The organism is Methylobacterium sp. FW306-05-D (assembly GCF_058782155.1).
The window spans coordinates 57438-75243 of sequence record NZ_JBYSXL010000015.1; the positions used below are offsets into that span (position 1 = coordinate 57438).

18 protein-coding genes are annotated in these 17806 nt (G+C 69.8%); 4 read left to right on the top strand and 14 right to left on the bottom strand.

The window, feature by feature from the left end; genetic code table 11:
* Positions 1-29: 29 nt before the first annotated feature.
* From AC3WLN_RS08145 to AC3WLN_RS08195, 11 genes are all read right to left on the bottom strand, one after another.
* On the bottom strand, positions 30-1352 hold the full coding sequence (locus AC3WLN_RS08145) for a S41 family peptidase (protein WP_463770874.1): 1323 nt from the start codon (positions 1350-1352) through the stop codon (positions 30-32).
* The gene (locus AC3WLN_RS08150; protein ID WP_492480517.1) at positions 1352-2674 is read right to left on the bottom strand and encodes a murein hydrolase activator EnvC family protein; all 1323 of its coding nucleotides are present in this window, start codon (positions 2672-2674) and stop codon (positions 1352-1354) included. The genes AC3WLN_RS08145 and AC3WLN_RS08150 overlap by 1 nt, the downstream gene beginning before the upstream one ends.
* 29 nt (positions 2675-2703) lie before the next feature.
* Positions 2704-3204, bottom strand: coding sequence for a 23S rRNA (pseudouridine(1915)-N(3))-methyltransferase RlmH (gene rlmH, locus AC3WLN_RS08155; protein WP_492480518.1), 501 nt, complete (start codon positions 3202-3204; stop codon positions 2704-2706).
* Positions 3205-3220: 16 nt separating this feature from the next.
* Entirely contained in the window at positions 3221-3664 is a 444-nt protein-coding gene (gene rsfS, locus AC3WLN_RS08160) for a ribosome silencing factor (protein WP_492480519.1), read from the bottom strand.
* A 75-nt stretch (positions 3665-3739) separates the two neighbouring features.
* The gene (locus AC3WLN_RS08165) at positions 3740-4363 is read right to left on the bottom strand and encodes a nicotinate-nucleotide adenylyltransferase (protein ID WP_492480520.1); all 624 of its coding nucleotides are present in this window, start codon (positions 4361-4363) and stop codon (positions 3740-3742) included.
* A 30-nt stretch (positions 4364-4393) separates the two neighbouring features.
* The gene (locus tag AC3WLN_RS08170) at positions 4394-5692 is read right to left on the bottom strand and encodes a glutamate-5-semialdehyde dehydrogenase (protein ID WP_492480521.1); all 1299 of its coding nucleotides are present in this window, start codon (positions 5690-5692) and stop codon (positions 4394-4396) included.
* A gap of 108 nt (positions 5693-5800) precedes the next feature.
* On the bottom strand, positions 5801-6937 hold the full coding sequence (gene proB, locus AC3WLN_RS08175; RefSeq protein WP_492480522.1) for a glutamate 5-kinase: 1137 nt from the start codon (positions 6935-6937) through the stop codon (positions 5801-5803).
* Between the two features lie 76 nt (positions 6938-7013).
* Positions 7014-8048, bottom strand: coding sequence for a GTPase ObgE (obgE, locus tag AC3WLN_RS08180; protein WP_492480523.1), 1035 nt, complete (start codon positions 8046-8048; stop codon positions 7014-7016).
* A 149-nt stretch (positions 8049-8197) separates the two neighbouring features.
* Positions 8198-8464 (bottom strand): 50S ribosomal protein L27, encoded by a 267-nt coding sequence (rpmA, locus tag AC3WLN_RS08185; protein WP_492480524.1) that lies wholly within the window; start codon positions 8462-8464, stop codon positions 8198-8200.
* Positions 8465-8503: 39 nt separating this feature from the next.
* On the bottom strand, positions 8504-8818 hold the full coding sequence (rplU, locus tag AC3WLN_RS08190) for a 50S ribosomal protein L21 (RefSeq protein WP_055947814.1): 315 nt from the start codon (positions 8816-8818) through the stop codon (positions 8504-8506).
* A gap of 223 nt (positions 8819-9041) precedes the next feature.
* Complete coding sequence (locus AC3WLN_RS08195) at positions 9042-10577, bottom strand: helicase HerA-like domain-containing protein (protein ID WP_492480525.1); 1536 nt, start codon at positions 10575-10577, stop codon at positions 9042-9044.
* Here AC3WLN_RS08195 and AC3WLN_RS08200 point away from each other — a divergent pair.
* Both AC3WLN_RS08200 and olsB read left to right on the top strand, forming a co-directional pair.
* Entirely contained in the window at positions 10576-11160 is a 585-nt protein-coding gene (locus AC3WLN_RS08200; RefSeq protein ID WP_492480526.1) for a DUF2780 domain-containing protein, read from the top strand. The genes AC3WLN_RS08195 and AC3WLN_RS08200 overlap by 2 nt on opposite strands.
* A gap of 202 nt (positions 11161-11362) precedes the next feature.
* Complete coding sequence (gene olsB, locus AC3WLN_RS08205; protein WP_492480527.1) at positions 11363-12409, top strand: l-ornithine N(alpha)-acyltransferase; 1047 nt, start codon at positions 11363-11365, stop codon at positions 12407-12409.
* Positions 12410-12416: 7 nt separating this feature from the next.
* Here the strand turns inward: olsB and AC3WLN_RS08210 are convergent, their stop codons facing one another.
* From AC3WLN_RS08210 to AC3WLN_RS08220, 3 genes are read right to left on the bottom strand one after another with little or no spacing between them, the layout of a single operon-like run.
* Entirely contained in the window at positions 12417-13277 is an 861-nt protein-coding gene (locus AC3WLN_RS08210; protein ID WP_492480528.1) for an SDR family oxidoreductase, read from the bottom strand.
* Positions 13274-14419, bottom strand: coding sequence for a tRNA epoxyqueuosine(34) reductase QueG (gene queG / locus AC3WLN_RS08215; RefSeq protein ID WP_492480534.1), 1146 nt, complete (start codon positions 14417-14419; stop codon positions 13274-13276). The genes AC3WLN_RS08210 and queG overlap by 4 nt, the downstream gene beginning before the upstream one ends.
* Positions 14420-14469: 50 nt before the next feature.
* Entirely contained in the window at positions 14470-15162 is a 693-nt protein-coding gene (locus AC3WLN_RS08220) for a glutathione S-transferase family protein (protein ID WP_492480529.1), read from the bottom strand.
* A gap of 253 nt (positions 15163-15415) precedes the next feature.
* Here AC3WLN_RS08220 and AC3WLN_RS08225 point away from each other — a divergent pair, with 253 nt between their 5' ends.
* Both AC3WLN_RS08225 and AC3WLN_RS08230 read left to right on the top strand, forming a co-directional pair.
* Complete coding sequence (locus AC3WLN_RS08225; RefSeq protein WP_492480535.1) at positions 15416-16219, top strand: undecaprenyl-diphosphate phosphatase; 804 nt, start codon at positions 15416-15418, stop codon at positions 16217-16219.
* A gap of 179 nt (positions 16220-16398) precedes the next feature.
* A partial coding sequence (locus AC3WLN_RS08230; protein ID WP_492480530.1) for a methylmalonyl-CoA mutase subunit beta occupies positions 16399-17806 on the top strand: 1408 nt, incomplete at its 3' end.

Here is a 17806-nt window from a genome sequence, read left to right on the forward strand (position 1 = left end):
ACGCATCGCTAAGGCGATGCTGATGTGAATCAGTTCGGAACGGCGGCCTTCGGCGTGTTGGCCGCGCCCTTCTGAATGCCGCGCAGGAAATCGAAGGCGGCGATGAGCTGCTTGTCCTTGGCCGGGTCCGGCGGGACGTAGGCGGACGAGCCGCCGCGCTCCTCGACGTCCTTCTGCTTGAGGTGGCCCTTCAGGCCGGCTTCGCCCTTGGTCTCGTCCTTGCCCTTCAGCTCGTCCGGCACCTCCTGCAGGACCTCCTGGTCCGGCTCGATGCCCTTGGCCTGGATCGAGCGGCCGGACGGCGTGTAGTAGCGCGCCGTGGTCAGGCGCAGAGCGCCGCTGCCGCCCAGCGGGATGATCGACTGCACCGAGCCCTTGCCGAACGACCGTGTGCCCAGCACCGTGGCGCGCTTGTGATCCTGCAGGGCGCCGGCCACGATCTCGGAGGCCGAAGCCGAGCCGCCGTTGACCAGCACGACGATGGGCTTGCCCTTCGTCAGGTCGCCGGACTTGGCCGAGAACCGCTGCGTCTCGTCCGGATTGCGGCCGCGGGTGGAGACGATCTCGCCGCGGTCGAGGAAGGCGTCGGACACCATCACCGCCTGGTCCAGGAGACCGCCGGGATTGTTGCGCAGGTCGAGCACGTAGCCCTTGAGCTTGTCGGCGCCGATATCGGCGTTCAGCTTGTCGATCGCCGCGCGCAGGCCGTCGAAGGTCTGCTCGTTGAACTGGGTCAGGCGGATGTAGCCCACATCGCCGCCCTCGGCGCGGGAGCGCACGGGCTTGATCTTGATCACGTCGCGGTTGAGCGTGACCTCGATCGGGTCCTTCGACTCCTTACGGCTGATCTTCAGCTTCACCGGCGAGTTCACCGGGCCGCGCATCTTGTCGACGGCCTGGTTGAGGGTCAGGCCCTGGACCTGATCCTCGTCGATCTGCGTGATGATGTCGTTGGTGAGAATGCCGGCCTTCGAGGCGGGCGTGTCGTCGATCGGCGTCACGACCTTGATCAGGCCGTCCTCCATCGTGACCTCGATGCCGAGGCCGCCGAACTCGCCACGCGTCTGCACCTGCATGTCGCGGAAGCTCTTGGAATCCATGTAGCTCGAATGCGGATCGAGGGAGGTCAGCATGCCGTTGACGGCTGCCTCGATCAGCTTCGCCTCGTCGGGCTTCTCGACGTAGTCGGTACGCACCTTCTCGAACACGTCGCCGAACAGGCTGAGTTGGCGGTAGGTCTCTGCGGATGCCGCGACCGCGCTCGTTCCGGAGAGCAGGCGGGTCTGGGTCGCCACCATGGAGGACCCGACGCCGATGAACGCGCCGAGCAGAACGAGGGAAACCTTGCGCATTATCCGCGAACCTTCTCGCTGGGGCTTTTCGCCCACCAAGGCTCCGGATCGATGGAGCCGCCGTCTTTTCTGAACTCTACGTACAGGACCGGATCGCCGCGATCACCGGCTGCCGCGTCGGCACCGGTTCCGCCCTCCCCCATCGCCGCCACCGGCTCGCCCGCGAGCACGAACTGGCCGACCTCGACGTTGATCTGGTCCATCCCCGCCAACAAGAGATAGTAGCCATCGCCGGCGTTGATGATCAAGAGACGCCCGTATGAACGGAACTGCCCAGCGAAGGACACCCAGCCATCGGCCGGTGACGAAACCACCGCCTTTGGCCGGGTCGCGAGCGATATGCCGCGGGTCGTGCCGCCGTTTCCGTCGGGCTGGTTGAAGCTGCGCAGGAGCGCGCCACTCACCGGACGCGGCAGGTCGCCACGGGTGTCGACGAAACGCACCTTCGGCGCCAGTCGAGCCGGGTCCCGGGCGCCGGCGGCGGCGAAGCGCTCCTGCGTCGCACGGGCCTCGCGGGTCTCGGCAGCCCGGGCCTCCTCCGCCGCACGGCGGGCGGAGGCGACCTCTCCCTCCATCCGGTCGAGGAGATCCTTAAGACTGCGGGCCTGGACCGACAGTTCGGCGGTGCGGGTCCGCTCGGCCGCGAGGCCGCTCTCGATCTCCGCCTGACGGGCACGGCGCGCCGCGATCAGGGCGTTCAGCCGCTGCTGCTCCCGGGCCCAGCCCGCAAGGTCGTTGGTCAGGCCCTCGCGATCAGCCGCAATCAGTCCCTTGAGACGAACGAGCTCGGAGAGATCCGCCGCCAGGGTCTCGGCCTCGCCACGCAACTCCGGCACGACGGCGCCCAGCAGCATCGAGGTGCGGATCACCGCGAGCACGTCTTCGGGCCGCACCAGCACGGCGGGGGGCGGGCGCCGACCCATCCGCTGCAGGGCCGCCAGGATCTCGGCGATCACGCCGCGCCGGGCCTCCAGCGACCGACGCAGGGCCGCCTCGCTGGCCCCGAGGGTCTTCAGGCGCTCTTCGAGGCGGCTCATCCGGACCTCGGTGGCCTGCGCCTGGCGGGTGGCGTCGAGGAGCGCGGTATTGAGCTTGGTCCGGTCGCCGCCGATGCTGGCGATCTCCGCCTCGAACTTGGCGCGGGCCCCGGTGCTGGCGGCCAGCGCCTCCTCGATACGCTTCAGGTTCTCGGCCCGGCGGGTCTTCTCCTCCAGGGCCTTCTGGACCGCCTCCGGCGTCGCGGGCGTCTCGGCACGCGGGGCGACCGGCAGCACGAGCAGCGGTGGGACGAGGAAGGCGAGCGCCAGCAGGCCGCTCCTCATGCCGTCTCGCCTGCGTCGCGTGGCCGGATTCATCGCTCGTCGAGGTTTCCGCGGTGGTACGGGTGGCCCGCCAGGATCGTCAGAGAGCGATACACCTGCTCCAGGGCGAGGATGCGCACAAGTCCGTGCGGCAAGGTGGCGGCTCCGAAGGACAGGGCGAGTTCAGCCCGGTTCCTCACGACGGCATCGAGACCATCGGCGCCCCCGATGGCAAGAATGAGGACGGAGCGACCGGCATCGCGCCAGCCGCCGATGCGCGCCGCGATGGTCTCGCTGGTGAGGTCCGACCGGCCGCGCTCGTCGTAGATCGCCAGAACCGCGCCGGTGGCCGCTTGCGCGAGGATGGCCGCCCCTTCCTCGGCGGCCCGATCCGGAGCACGCCGTGCCCGACTCTCAGGGATTTCGGTGACGTCGCACGCACTGAAGCCGAGACCACGCCCCATCTGAGCGGCCCGCTCGCGGTAGCGGAGGGCGAGATCGCGCTCGGGCCCGGGCTTTAGGCGGCCGACCGCCGCCACGAGGAGGCGCACGAAGCGGGGCCGGCGCTCACTCGGCCAGGGCGGACACGGGACGGTCGCTGGTCGGACGATCGGCTCCCCACATCTTCTCGAGATTATAGAAGCCGCGCACCTCCGGCCGGAAGATGTGTAGGATGATGTCGCCGGCGTCGATCAGCACCCAATCGCAGGCCGGGAGGCCCTCGACCCGGGCGGTACCGAGACCCTTCGACTTCATCTCCTGCAGGACCCGGTCGGCAATCGCGCCGACATGGCGCTGGGAGCGACCGGAGGTGATGATCATGGTGTCGGCCAGGGAAGTCCGACCCATCAGATCGATCTCGATCGTCTCTTCGGCCTTCATGTCCTCGAGGCAATCGAGGGCCAGGCTCCGAAGATCGTCGATCTTCCGGCTGGTGGAATCGTCGGAGCCCGGGGCTCCGGTATGGACCGCGTCGTTCAGCGTCTGAGTTCCTGCAATCGCCATCGTCATCCCATGATCGTACCCTGTATGCGGATAAAGTGGAACGTGGCTCTTGCCTTTTCCATGACCGGCCCGTGAACCCGCCTATGCGCCATCCTTCGCGCCGGCCCGCAGCGCCGTGGACGAGAGGGCCGAGCGCGGTCCGTGCAGGAAGATCCAGGCGGGGGCTGGTCGGTCTGCCAGGGTGGATGCATCGGCCTCCGGAATGCGCCAGCGCGCGAGGGCCTGGGCTGCGCGTGCGGCCGGCCCCGTCAGCGTGAAGCCTGGCCGGTCGATGATGGCGATCGGCATCAGGCTGGCGATCTCAAAAAATCCCTGCCAGCGATGAAATGTCGCGAGGCTGTCGGCGCCCATGATCCAGACGAAGCGCACCGATGGGTTGCGACGGGTGAGATACCGAAGGGTTTGGCGGGTGTATTGCGCACCGATCCGCGATTCGAAGTCGGTGACCGCGATGCGGGGGTGGTCGGCGACGCGGTCCGCTCGTGCGACCCGGCGATCGATGGCCGCGAGTTCGCCCCGGTCCTTCAGCGGATTGCCGGGGGTCACCATCCACCAGATGCGGTCGAGGCGCAGCCGTCTCAGGGCGACAAGACTGACATGCCGATGCCCGAGATGGGCCGGGTTGAAGGAGCCGCCGTAGAGGCCGATGCGCAGGCCCGGCGCGACGGGGGGAAGGTGCGCCGGCCCCGACGCATCAAGGCGCATCGGAGCACGAACGGGGCGGAGGGGGCCGCGTCAAGGACGCGTCTGCCCGTTCCCATGAACGCGATACTTGAAGGTGGTCAGCTGCTCGACGCCCACCGGGCCGCGGGCGTGCATGCGGCCGGTGGCAATGCCGATCTCGGCCCCGAAACCGAACTCGCCTCCGTCGGCGAATTGGGTTGAGGCATTGTGCGTCACGATTGCCGAATCGACTTCGGCGAGGAACCGGGTCGCCTCCGCCATGTCGTCGGTGATGATCGCGTCGGTGTGATGCGAGCCGTTGGTCTCGATGTGCTCGATCGCTGCCTCGAGACCGTCGACCACCCGCACCGAAATGACGGCGTCGAGGTACTCGGTGCGCCAGTCGATATCGGTGGCGGCGGTGACCCGATCGTCGACGGCCTGGGTGGCAGCATCGCCGCGCACGGCGCAGCCGGCTTCCAGGAGGGCGGCGACGAGGGGAGCGAGATGCGTGTCCGCGCAGGCCCGGTCGACGAGCAGGGTCTCGGCTGCGCCGCAGATGCCGGTGCGCCGCATCTTGCTGTTGAGGACGACGGTCCGGGCCATCTCGAGATCGGCGCCTGCCGCCACGTAGACGTGGCAGATGCCGTCGAGATGGGCGAAGACAGGCACGCGGGCCTCGGCCTGGACCCGCTCCACGAGGCCGCGCCCGCCGCGGGGCACGATGACGTCGATGCCGCCGTCGAGGCCGGTGAGCATCGCCCCCACCGCCGCACGGTCGCGGGTCGGGACGATCTGGATGGCATCGGCGGGCAGACCGGCGGCCTCCAGACCTACGCGCATGACACGGGCGATGGCCATGGCGGAGCGGTGGCTGTCCGAGCCCGCCCGCAGGATCGCGGCATTGCCGGCCTTCAGGCAGAGCGCCCCGGCATCGGCGGTGACGTTGGGGCGGCTCTCGAAGATGACACCGATCACGCCGAGGGGCACGGCGATGCGCTCGATCAGCAATCCGTTGGGCCGCTCGAAAGCTGCGATCTGGCGGCCGACAGGGTCCGGCAATGCGCCGATCTTGGCCACCGCATCCGCGATGCCGTTGAGGCGTGCCGCGTCGAGGGTAAGCCGGTCGATGAGCGCCTGGGTCTGACCCGCGGCGCGAGCCGCCTCCACGTCACGGGCATTCTCGGCCAGGATGGCGTCCCGCTCGGCCCGGAGGCGATCGGAGATCAGGCGCAGCGCTGCGTCCTTGGTCTGGGCCGGCGCGAGGGCGATCTGGCGGGCGGCGGCGCGGGCGCGCCGGCCGATGGCGTTCATCTCCTCGGAGAGATCGCCGGGGGGCGCAAAATCGGTTCGCAGGTTCAGAACGGGCACGGCCTTCATCCTCGCGACCGTCGCGGAAAGGGGCGCGGCCGCCATGTGTTCCCGCCCGTCATGCCATGGCAGATACGGTCAAAACAAGCATTGCCGCTGACAGAGCAGCTATTCCCCAACCATGGCGAGGTCGTCGCGGTGCACCATTTCTGCCCGGCCCGGATGGGTGAGGAGATCTGCGATTTCCCGACTCGGCCGGCCGATGATGCGCAGGGCCTGGTCGCTGTCATAGGCTACGAGGCCGCGCCCGAGGATGCGTCCGGCCTCGTCTCGGATCACCACGGCATCGCCGCGCCCGAAGCCGCCCTGGACCTTGGTGACACCCACCGGAAGCAGGCTCGCGCCGCCCTGGAGCGCCCGTGCCGCACCGGCATCGACCGTGAGGATGCCGCGCGGCTCCAGGGAGCCGGCGATCCAGCTCTTGCGGGCGGTGACGGGATTCGACCCCGACAGGAACCAGCTGCAGCGGCCGCCCCGCAGGATGGTGCGCAGGGGATTCTTCTCGCGTCCGTCGGCGATGATCATGTGGGTGCCGCCGCTGGCGGCGATCTTGGCCGCCTCGACCTTGGTGCGCATGCCGCCGCGTGAGAGCTCCGAGGCCGGGCCGCCGGCCATGGCCTCGATCTCGGGCGTGATCCGCTCAATCAGGGGCAGATGGCGCGCGCCCGGGTCGGTGTTCGGAGGCGCGGTATAGAGCCCGTCGATGTCCGAGAACAGCACCAGCACATCGGCGCCGATCATCGTGGCGACGCGGGCGGCGAGGCGGTCGTTGTCGCCGTATCGGATCTCGCTGGTGGCGACCGTGTCGTTCTCGTTCACGACGGGCACGGCCCGCACCTCAAGGAGCTTCAGGACCGTGGCGCGGGCATTGAGATAGCGCCGACGCTCCTCCGTGTCCTGCGGCGTCACCAGAATCTGCCCGGCCGCGATGCCGTGATGACCCAGGGCCTCCGACCAGTGCCGTGCCAGAGCGATCTGCCCGACGGCCGCGGCCGCCTGACTTTCTTCCAGGCGCAGGGTGCCGGGCGGATAGCCGAGCACCGTGCGCCCCAGCGCGATGGCGCCGGAAGAGACGACGAGCACATCGGCTCCGCTGGCATGCAGGTCGGCGATGTCCTCGGCGAGCGCACTCAACCAGGCATGTCGCAGGCGTCCGCGCGTCCGATCGACGAGGAGGGCCGAGCCGACCTTGATGACGATGCGGCGGAAATCTTGGAGGTTCGGGATCAGGGCGTCGGAGGTCATCGGCAGCGTCGGCGGGAGGACGATCCTCCGCTTGTGACGAGCGGTTGCCCGCTGCACAAGGGCTGGCGGCATCGCCTCAGGGCTGCCACGCCTCGGCAGGCTGTGCCTCGGCCTCGGCGCGCTTGGCCGCATCCATCTCCTGGGCGAGCGCCCGCAGGGCGTCCTGCACGCCGAGACCGGTGGCGGAGGAGAGGATCAGGGGCTTCTTTTTCGAAGCCCGCTTCAGGCGGGCGACCTGCTCCTTGAGCACGTCCGGATCGACCACGTCGGCCTTGGAGAGGGCCACGATCTCGGGCTTCTTGTCGAGGCCGTGGCCATAGGCCGTGAGCTCCCGCCGGACGAGCTTGTAGGTCTGGCCGGCATGCTCGTTGGTGGCTTCCACGAGGTGCAGCAGCACCCGGCAGCGCTCGACGTGGGCGAGGAACTTGTCGCCGAGGCCGACGCCGTCATGGGCACCCTCGATCAGGCCTGGAATGTCGGCGAGGACGAATTCCCGCTCGTCGGAGCGCACGACGCCGAGACCGGGGTGGAGCGTGGTGAAGGGATAGTCGGCGATCTTGGGCTTGGCGGCCGTCACGGTGGCGAGGAAGGTCGACTTGCCTGCATTGGGCAGACCAACGAGGCCCGCATCGGCGATGAGCTTCAGGCGCAGCCAGACCCACTGTTCGTGGCCTTCCAGCCCGGGATTGGCATGCTTCGGGGCCCGGTTGGTCGAGGTGGTGAAGTAGGCGTTGCCGAAGCCGCCATTGCCGCCCTTGGCGAGACGCACACGCTGGCCGACATGGGTCATGTCGGCGATCAGGGTCTCGCCGTCCTCGGCCAGAATCTCGGTTCCGGCCGGCACCTTCAGCACCACGTCGGCGCCGTTGGCTCCGTGGCGGTTCGAGCCCATGCCGTGCTCGCCCTTCTTGGCCTTGAAGTGCTGCTGGTAGCGGTAGTCGATCAGGGTGTTGAGGCCGTCGACGCACTCGACCCAGACATCGCCGCCGCGACCGCCATCGCCGCCGTTCGGCCCGCCGAACTCGATGAACTTTTCACGGCGGAAAGCCACGCAGCCGGCGCCACCGTCGCCGGAGCGGACATAGACTTTGGCTTCGTCGAGGAATTTCACGGGCGGACTCAGATCAGGTTGGATGTCGGGATGCAGGAGCACCACCGGAATATCGTGATGAGAAACGACAACGGGGAAGACGGTTTCCCATCTTCCCCGGGATCATCTGGTGGTCGGGCCCGCCCGGCGGAAGGCCCTGGCAAAACGCCTTACTCGGCGGCGTCCTGCACCGGCACGACGGTGACGAAGGCGCGGCCGCGCTTCGTCTCGAACAGGACGCGACCGTCGGTCTTGGCGAACAGGGTGTGGTCCGTGCCCATGCCGACATTGGTGCCGGGATGCCACTTGGTGCCGCGCTGGCGCACGATGATGTTGCCGGCGATGACTGCCTCGGAACCGAACTTCTTCACGCCGAGGCGCTGACCGGCCGAGTCGCGGCCGTTGCGGGACGAGCCGCCTGCTTTTTTATGGGCCATGGGGAGTTACTCCGAATTCTTGAATCTCAGGTCGGATCGTCAGGCGCTGATGCCGGTGATGCGGACCACCGTGTGGTGCTGGCGGTGGCCCCGCTTGCGCCGGGAGTTCTGACGGCGGCGCTTCTTGAAGGCGATGACCTTCGCGTCGCGGCCGTGGCTGACGATCTCGCCGGTGACGCTGATGCCCGAGAGCAGCGGTGCGCCGACCTGGGTCGCGCCCTCGCCGTTCGTGAACAGGAGCACGTCCCCGAAGGTCACGGCCGAACCTGCCTCGCCCTCGAGCGTGGCGATCGTGATGGTGTCGTTGGCGGCAACGCGATACTGCTTGCCGCCCGTCTTGATGACTGCGAACATCGTTCTCTCTTCGTGTTCTCTGCCGGCCTCCGGCGCGCCTCGCGGCGATGCCTGGACCGTCTTCTTGTTCAGGTCATCCGCGACACCGGATCGGGACTTGTCGTCTGTGCCGAGCGCGAACGCGAAACGCGCGAACTTCGTCGAGGAAGCCGCGCGAGAGGCGGTGGATAGGCGGGGACGGGGTGATTTGTCAATGCTGGGCGAAGCGTCGACGCCCGGCGGCCTACCGTTTGGTCAGCCCGCCCAGCACGTTCCGCAGGATCGCGTTGCCGACCTCCGTGCCGACCTTGCGGGCCATCGAGCGGGCGGCGTTGCCCAGCACCTGCTCGGCGAGGCCGGGGGCGGGCCGGCGACCGCCCTTGCCGGCGGGCTTGCCGCCGAGCACACCCCCGAGCCAGCCGCCGAGCATTCCGCCTAAGCCCCCCTCGGCAGGCTCGGCACCGTCGGTTCCGCCGCCGTCCAGGCCCTTGCGGGCAGCGAGCATCTCGTAAGCGCTCTCGTTGTCGACCGACTGGTCATATTTGCCCCGCACCGGGCTTTTCGCGATGAGGTCAGCGCGCTCGGCTGGGGTGATCGGGCCGACGCGACCCTGCGGCGGGGCGATCAGAGCGCGCTCCACGACCGAGGGCGTGCCCTTCGCCTCCAGGAAGGACACCAGCGCCTCGCCGACGCCGAGTTCCGTGATCGCCTTGGCGACGTCGAAGCCGGGATTCTGGCGGAACGTCTCGGCGGCGGCCTTCACCGCGCGCTGGTCGCGGGGCGTGAAGGCGCGCAGCGCATGCTGCACCCGGTTGCCGAGCTGGCCCAGTACCGACTCCGGCACGTCGAGGGGGTTCTGCGTCACGAAGTAGACGCCGACCCCCTTCGACCGGATCAGGCGGACCACCTGTTCCACCGCATCGAGCAAAGCCTTCGGAGCGTCGTCGAACAGGAGGTGCGCCTCGTCGAAGAAGAACACCAGCTTCGGCTTCTCGAGGTCGCCGACCTCGGGCAATTGCTCGAATAGCTCGGAGAGCATCCAGAGCAGGAACGAGGCGTAGAGCCGGGGCCGCTGCATCAGCTTGTCGGCGGCCAGGATGTTGACGATGCCCCTTCCCTCGCGGTCGACCCGCATGAAGTCGTTCAGATCGAGAGCCGGTTCGCCGAAGAACCGGTCGGCCCCCTGGTTCTCGAGCATGAGGAGCTGGCGCTGGATGGCGCCTACGGAGGCCGCCGAGACGTTGCCATACTGGCCCGAGACCGCCTTGAGGTTCTCGGTGAGATAGAGGAGCAGCGCGCGCAGGTCCTTCAGGTCGAGGACCGGCCACTTGTTGTCGTCGGCGACCCGGAAGGCGATGTTGAGCACCCCCTCCTGGGTATCGTTGAGCTCCAACAGGCGCGCGAGCAGCAGCGGTCCCATTTCGATGACGGTGCAGCGGATCGGATGCCCCTGGTCGCCGAACAGGTCCCAGAACACGGTCGGGAACCGGTCGGGCTCGTAGGGAATGCCCAGCTCTTGGGCGCGCTTGACGAAGACCGGCTTCGATTCGCCGGCCGCCGCGAGGCCCGAGAGGTCGCCCTTGATGTCGGCGGCGAAGACCGGGACGCCGGCGTTGGAAAAGCCCTCCGCCATCACCTGCAGGGTCACCGTCTTGCCGGTGCCCGTGGCACCCGCCACGAGGCCGTGTCGGTTGGCCAGCCGAAGGGTCAGGCCTTCGGGCTTGAAGTTGCCATCCTTGAGCGGCGCCTTGCCGACCAGGATCGTGCCGTCGTCCTGCATGACCGTCCGCTCCTCCTCGCCGGGCAGAACGCACCAGCATCGACGATCACGGTTATGGGTCGCGCCCGCGGCATTTGCCAGCGCCTCGCGGAGCGGCCTTGATTTCGCGGCGGCGAGGCCGGAAGGACAAGATCCCGACCGAGCAGCGATACCGGCCGCGCAGAAGGCCCGGTCACCCAGGAGCCCGTTTGAGATGGAAGAGTTGATCGCCCGCGTCACGAACCGGACCGGCCTCGATGCCGCGACGGCCCAGACCGCCATCGGCCACATCCTGGCCTTCCTCCAGAAGGAGGGGCCCGCCACCGAGGTGAGTCAGCTGCTCAGTGCCCTGCCGGGGTCCGAGACCGCGATCGCCGAGTCCAATGCCGGCGAAGGCGGTGGCGGCCTGATGGGCATGCTCGGCGGCATGATGGGCGGTGGTGGCGTCATGGCGCTGGGCCAGAAGCTGATGTCGGCCGGTGTGCCGATGGGCCAGATGCAGCCCCTCGGCCAGGAACTGTTCGCCTATGGACGCGAGAAGGCCGGCGAGGACGTGATGGGTCCGATCGTCGGCTCGATCCCGGGCCTGAACCAGTTCGTCTAAATTTTCGAAGGTCCGGTCCTTCGGCGACTATCCATCGGAAGGTCGTCAAAGGACCGGTATGAGCCCAGCGCAAACCCCTCTGGCAATACAGCAATCCGTGTCATAAAAGCGTGTGCGCTTCGTGATGTTGTGACCTCCCGAAGGCACGAGGCCCGGGGCTCCCGCGGAGCCGCCTCGATGTCCGGACAGGGCGGATTGGACGATGGTCCCGAACTTCGCGCGCGATGCCTCCACGGCGTGGCTCAATGGCTGGGAGGCGCACGTGCACGCCCCCTTCGCCCGGCTGAAGCAGCGCACCGCGGAAGCCGGCCGCGCCGGCCTCCCCGCCTTCCATCCGCGCGGCCTTCTGCTGCCGCCGGGCGCGGCACCGATCCGATTCAAGCCCCGGCTGAGGAAGCCGCTGGCCGCGCCCGGACTCGCCCCGACCCTCGGGCGGATCGGCAGCTTGGAGGTGCGCCTCGCCACCACGGTCTCCGAGATCCGCCGGGCGCAGCGCCTGCGCTATCGGGTGTTCTACGAGGAGATGTCGGCGGTCCCGAGCGGCCTCGCCATGCTGTCGCGCCGGGACATCGACGAGTACGACGCGGTCTGCGACCATCTCCTCGTGATCGACCACGCGGCGGTGGACACGACGCCCTTCGCCGCCAAGCCCTTCCGCCGGGCCCGGCCGAAGGTGGTCGGCACCTACCGGCTGCTGCGCCAGGAGGCGGCCGACCGCCATTTCGGGTTCTATACCGCGGCTGAGTACGACATCGCTCCGATGATGGCGGCCAATCCCGGTGCGCGCTTCCTCGAACTCGGGCGCTCCTGCGTGCTGAAGCCCTACCGGACGAAGCGGACGGTGGAACTGCTCTGGGCCGGCATCTGGGCCTATGTCCAACACCACCGCATCGACGCGATGCTGGGCTGCGCCAGCCTGGAGGGGACCGACCCCGAGCGCCTCGCCCTGCCGTTGAGCTTCCTGCATCACCATGCCCGCGCCGCCGAGGGCTGGTGCGCCCGCGCCCTGCCGGAGCGCTACGTCGCGATGGACCGCCTCGCCCGCGAGGCCGTGGACCCGAAGGCGGCGCTGCAGGCGCTGCCGCCGCTGATCAAGGGCTATCTGCGCGTCGGCGCCACCTTCGGCGACGGGGCCGTGGTGGACCATCAGTTCGGCACCACCGACGTCTTCGTGGTGCTGCCGGTCTCGGCCATCGCGGCGCGCTACCGGGACCATTTCGGCGTGCCGGCGAACCGGCAGGCGGCCTGAGGGATTCTCAGGCGCGGGCATCCGCCACGAGGGCGGCGAGGCCCTCGCGATAGGTCGGATAGGCGAGTTCGACCCCGAGTTCCGTCCGAATCCGGTGGTTCCGCACCCGCTTGTTCTCGCCGTAGAAGCTGCGGGCCATCGGGCTGAGGTCGGCGGTCTCGAAATCGATCTCCGGGGGCAGCGGCAGGCCGGCGAGCTTGGCCGCGTACTCGGTGACCACCTGCGGCGGCGTCGGCTCGTCGTCGGTGACGTTGTAGACCGCGCCGTTCCGGGGCCGGTCGAGGGACGCCAGCAGGGTCGTGGCGATGTCGTCCACGTGGATTCGGTTAAAGACCTGGCCCGGCTTGATAATCCGCTGCGACTTGCCCTCGCGCAGCTTCACGATCGGGTTGCGGCCCGGGCCGTAGATGCCCGACAGGCGGAACACCTGCACGGGCTTGCCGGTCTCGCGGCCCAGCGCCAGCCAGGCCTCCTCGACGGCGAGGCGCCCTTGCGAGCGGCCGCTCACCGGGCTCGGGGCCGTGTCCTCGTCGATCCAGGCGCCCTGGTGGTCGCCGTAGACCCCGATGGTCGAGAGGTAGCCGATCCAGCCGATGCGGCTCGTGGCGATGGCGTCACGGTATACCGCGAGGGTCGTGTCGAGGTCGCGGACCGGAGGCGCCGAGACCAGGAGCACGTCCGTGTCGGCGAGGTCGGCCGCGATGCGCGGGTCGTCGCGATCCGGTCCGAAGGCCCGCATCTCGGCGATGTCGCCGGGTCCGGTCCGCGCCGGATCGGTGACGGTGGCGCGCACCGTGTCGAAGCGGCTCCGGGCGCGCTCCACGAAGCGGCGGGCGGTGAAGCCGAGGCCGAAGACGAAGAGGTTCATGAGGCGGCGTGTCCTGTCGTCTCGGGGCCGCCGGGGTCGAGGGCGCGGCGCCACTCGGTCCGGACGGCGTCGTCGGTTTCGCCGAAACCCCGGGCGTTGAAAAGGTCCCGCAGGCGGGGCCGGGCGACGAGGCGCCCGAGGGCCCACACCGCCATGCCGCGCACCAGGGGCGCGGGATCGGCGAGGTTCGCTTCCGCCGCGGGGGCGAGGTCGGGGCGGCCGGAGTTGCCGATGGCGATGAGCACGTTGCGCAGGAAGCGGTCGCGCCCGGTGCGCTTGACGGGCGTGCCGGCGAAATGGGCGCGGAAGCCGGCCTCGTCGAGGGCCGCCAGCTCGGCCAGGGGCGGCGCGGCGAGGTCCGCGCGCGCGGCCATGCGGCCCTCGGCGGCCACGGCGGCGAACTTGTTCCAGGGGCAGACGGCGAGGCAGTCGTCGCAGCCGAAGACCCGGTTGCCGATGGCGGCGCGGAACTCCGTCGGGATCGGCCCGGCATGCTCGATGGTGAGGTAGGCGATGCAGCGGCGGGCATCGAGCTGGTAGGGCGCCGGGAAGGCGTTGGTCGGGCAGATGTCGAGGCAGCGGCGGCACGAGCCGCAATGGTCGGCCTCCGGCGCGTCAGGCTCCAGCTCGGCCGAGGTGTAGATCGCGCCGAGCAGCAGCCAGTTGCCGAGCTCCCGCGAAACCAGCACGGTGTGCTTGCCCTGCCAGCCGAGGCCGGCGGCGGCGGCGAGCGGCTTCTCCATCACGGGCGCGGTGTCGACGAAGACCTTCACCCGGACGTCGCCCTTGGCCGAGAGGTAGCCGCCGAGCTCCTTCAGCTTGCCCTTGACCACCTCGTGGTAGTCCCGCCGCCGGGCATAGGCCGCGATGGCGCCCCGGTCCGTCCGCGCCAGGATCGCCAGGGGGTCGCCCTCGGGGCCGTAATTCATGCCGAGCATGACCACGCTGCGGACGCCGGGCCACAGGGTGGCGGGGTCGGCGCGCTGGTCGGCCCGCTCGACCATCCAATCCATGCTGCCGTGGTGTTCGGCGGCGAGCCAGGCGGGCAGCCGGTCCCGGAGTTCGGGCACGGCGTCCGGCCGGGCGACGCGGACGGCCTCGAAGCCGAGGAGCCGGGCGCGGGCCTCGACGGCGCGACGCAGGTCCGCACCCGCCAGGATCTTCCGCGGCGGCTTCGGCCCGCGCGGCGCGGTCAAAAATCCAGGTTCGCGTAATGGTCCGCCGGCGCCATGCCGGGCACCCGGTCGGCCAGCAGGGTGCGGAAGCACGGGCGGGACTTCACCCGCGCGTACCAGTCCCTCGCCGTCTCGTCCTCGTCCCATGGCACGTCGCCGAGATAATCCACGCAGGACAGGTGGGCCGCCGCCGCGAGATCCGCATAGGTCAGATGGTCGCCCGCCAGCCATTTCCGGCGGGACATCAGGTAGCCGATATACTTCATGTGGTAGCGCACGTTGGTGCGCGCGGCGCGAATGGCGTTCATGTCCGGCGGGCCGCCGCCGTTGGCGCTGTTCATGAAGCGCTTCGAGATCTTCTCGGTGACGAGATACTCCGTCACCTCGGCGTTGAACTTCACCAGGAACCAGTCGAGCAGGCGGCGCACCTCGACCCGGGCGCCGGTGGTCTCGGGCAGGAGCCGCCGGCCGCTCAGGCCGAGCCCCCGGGTCTCGTCGAGATACTCGGCGATGATGCCGGCCCCCGGCACGGCGAGCCCGGTCTGCTCCACCAGCACCGGCGTCGTCCCGGCCGGGTTGATCAGCAGGAAGGCCTCGCGCCGGTCCCAGGCACGCTCCTCCATCAGCGTCGGCTCCATCCCCATCTCGGACAGGACGAGGCGGATGAACCGGGAATGCGGGCAGAAGGGAGAGTGGTAAAGCGTCGCCATCGAGGCCGTTTCGCACGGGAAGGGTTTGCCGGGGGACGGGTCGGATCGGTGCCCCGCGGGGGATGGTCGGCAGCCATGACATGTATGGCCCGATGATTGCCGCCTCATTAACACGGCCGCGGCGAACGCGATAACCATCCGTCAACCTTGACGGATCAGCCTCGATCCGCGAAGGCCGCGCGGGGTGGAGGCACCACCTGCTTGGGCCGGCCCGGTCCCACGAAACACCCCCAACCGTCGAGGCGCTGAGATGATGGATGCGATGGGCATCGCGAAGGCGGTCGTGCTCGCCGTGGTGGAGGGGGCGACCGAGTTCATCCCGGTCTCGTCCACCGGGCACCAGCTCCTCGTCGGCCACTTCATCGGCTTCGAATCACCCAACAACACCTTCGAGGTGCTGATCCAGCTCGGCGCCATCCTGGCGATCCTGGCGGTCTATTTCCGCCGGCTCCTCGGCATCACCCTGGCGCTGCCCAACGACCCCCGGGCGCGCCGCTTCGTGCTCGGCATCCTGGTGGCGTTCCTGCCGGCGGCGATCGTGGGCGGACTCTTCTCGAAATACATCAAGTACTACCTCTTCAACCCCTGGATCGTCTGCGCGACCCTGGTGGCCGGCGGCATCGTCCTCCTCGTCCTCGACGAGACCGACCTCGAGGTGAAGAAGCACGACGTCTTCGACTTCACCCTGCCGATGGATTTCAGGATCGGCCTGTTCCAGTGCCTCGCGATGATCCCCGGCGTGTCGCGCTCGGGCGCCACCATCGTGGGCGCGATGCTGATGGGCGCCGACAAGCGCTCGGCCACCGAGTTCTCGTTCTACCTCGCGATCCCCACCATGGCGGGGGCCTTCGCCAAGGACCTGCTCGACAACTACAAGAACCTCTCCCGGGACGACACCGGCCTGATCGTCATCGGCTTCATCGTGGCCTTCATCTCGGCCTTCATCGTGGTGCGGACGGTGCTCGACTACGTCGCCTCCCACGGCTTCCGGCTGTTCGCCTGGTGGCGCATCATCGTCGGCTCGCTGGGCTTCGCGGGCCTGATCATCTTCGGCTGACCGAACCGGGACCGCCGGGGCGGGCGCCTCGGCGGATTGGGATTTAAAATACAAGGCGCGAGGGCGATTGCGTCCGCGCGCGACGGCGTGCAAGGGCTGTCCGGAAAGACAGCCCGGCCGCGCGCGGCCGGAGCCCAAGCCGCCTGGCCCGAGCCAGGCCCTAGCGGAGGCCAGCCCCGATGGAAGACCGTCCCCTCGCCGACCTGTTCCCGCCCGCGACCCGCGAGCGCTGGCTCGGCCTCGTCGACGGTGTGCTGAAGGGAGCGGATTTCGAGAAGCGCCTCGTCTCGAAGACCGCCGACGGCATCCGCATCGAACCCCTCTACGACGCCGCCGCGCCCGTGGCGCAGCCGGTGCGGGCCCCCGGCCCCTGGCGGGTGTCGCAGCGGGTCGACCACCCGGACGGCGCCGAGGCGAGCGCGCTCGCCCTCGCCGATCTCGAGGGCGGCGCCGACGCCCTGACGCTGGTCTTCGCCGGTGCCCCCGCCGCGCGGGGCTACGGCCTCACCGCGACGAAGGCCGCCGACCTCGACGCGGCGCTCGGCAACGTGATGCTGCCCCTGATCGCCACCCGGCTCGACGCGGGCGCGCGCGGGATCGAGGCCGCCTTCCTGATCCGGGACGTGGTCGCGGCCCGCGGCGAGACCCTGAAGGGTCTCGACCTCGACCTCGGCCTCGACCCGATCGGCACCCTCGCGGCCGGCGGGTCCCTGGCGGAGGATTACGGGGCCGAGCTCGGCCGCACCCTGGCGGCCTTCGACGCCGAGGGCTTCACGGGCCGGGCCTGCCTCGCCGACGGCCGGCCCTACCACGAGGCCGGGGCCAGCGAGGCGACCGAGCTCGCGGCCGTGCTCGCCACCGCCGTGGCCTACCTGCGCGCGCTGGAGGCCAACGGGCACGCGCTGGAGCGCGCCCGGGATGCCGTCGCGGTGCTGCTCACCGCCGATGCCGACGAGTTCCTGACCATCGCCAAGTTCCGGGCCATGCGCCGGCTCTGGGCGCGGGTGGAGGCGGCCTGCGGCCTCGACCCCCGGCCGCTGCGCCTGCATGCCGAGACCGCCTGGCGGATGATGACCCGGCGCGACCCCTTCGTGAACATCCTGCGCACCTCCATGGCCGCCTGCTCGGCCGGCCTCGGCGGGGCCGACGCGATCACCGCCCTGCCCTACACGGCGGCGCTGGGCCTCAGCGACGCCTTCGCCCGCCGGGTGGTGCGCAACAGCCAGATCGTGCTCATCGAGGAATCCAACCTCGCCCGGGTGGCCGATCCGGCCGCCGGCGCCGGCAGCTTCGAGACCCTGACGGGCGAGCTGACCAGCGCGGCCTGGGCGGCCTTCCAGGAGATCGAGCGCGCGGGCGGGCTCGTGGCGAGCCTGCGGAGCGGCACGATCCAGGAGCGGATCGCCGCCACCCAGGCGACCCGGGCCCGCAACGTCGCCACCCGGCGCGAGGCGCTGACCGGCGCCAGCGAGTTCCCCTACCTCGCCGAGAAGCCCGTCACCGTGCTGGAGGTCGCCCCCGTGGCGGCGCCCCCGGCCGCCGGCTTCGGCCGCGGGCCGGCCCTGACCCCCCCCCCCCCGCCCCCCC

Bases quoted from the DNA above. Each gene is read 5' to 3' on its own strand.
- AC3WLN_RS08145 (WP_463770874.1), bottom strand. From the start codon at position 1,352: ATGCGCAAGGTTTCCCTCGTTCTGCTCGGCGCGTTCATCGGCGTCGGG.
- AC3WLN_RS08150 (WP_492480517.1), bottom strand. From the start codon at position 2,674: ATGAGGAGCGGCCTGCTGGCGCTCGCCTTCCTCGTCCCACCGCTGCTC.
- rsfS (WP_492480519.1), bottom strand. From the start codon at position 3,664: ATGACGATGGCGATTGCAGGAACTCAGACGCTGAACGACGCGGTCCAT.
- AC3WLN_RS08165 (WP_492480520.1), bottom strand. From the start codon at position 4,363: ATGCGCCTTGATGCGTCGGGGCCGGCGCACCTTCCCCCCGTCGCGCCG.
- proB (WP_492480522.1), bottom strand. From the start codon at position 6,937: ATGACCTCCGACGCCCTGATCCCGAACCTCCAAGATTTCCGCCGCATC.
- rpmA (WP_492480524.1), bottom strand. From the start codon at position 8,464: ATGGCCCATAAAAAAGCAGGCGGCTCGTCCCGCAACGGCCGCGACTCG.
- rplU (WP_055947814.1), bottom strand. From the start codon at position 8,818: ATGTTCGCAGTCATCAAGACGGGCGGCAAGCAGTATCGCGTTGCCGCC.
- AC3WLN_RS08200 (WP_492480526.1), top strand. From the start codon at position 10,576: ATGACCGTCCGCTCCTCCTCGCCGGGCAGAACGCACCAGCATCGACGA.
- AC3WLN_RS08195 (WP_492480525.1), bottom strand. From the start codon at position 10,577: ATGCAGGACGACGGCACGATCCTGGTCGGCAAGGCGCCGCTCAAGGAT.
- olsB (WP_492480527.1), top strand. From the start codon at position 11,363: ATGGTCCCGAACTTCGCGCGCGATGCCTCCACGGCGTGGCTCAATGGC.
- AC3WLN_RS08210 (WP_492480528.1), bottom strand. From the start codon at position 13,277: ATGAACCTCTTCGTCTTCGGCCTCGGCTTCACCGCCCGCCGCTTCGTG.
- AC3WLN_RS08220 (WP_492480529.1), bottom strand. From the start codon at position 15,162: ATGGCGACGCTTTACCACTCTCCCTTCTGCCCGCATTCCCGGTTCATC.
- AC3WLN_RS08225 (WP_492480535.1), top strand. From the start codon at position 15,416: ATGGATGCGATGGGCATCGCGAAGGCGGTCGTGCTCGCCGTGGTGGAG.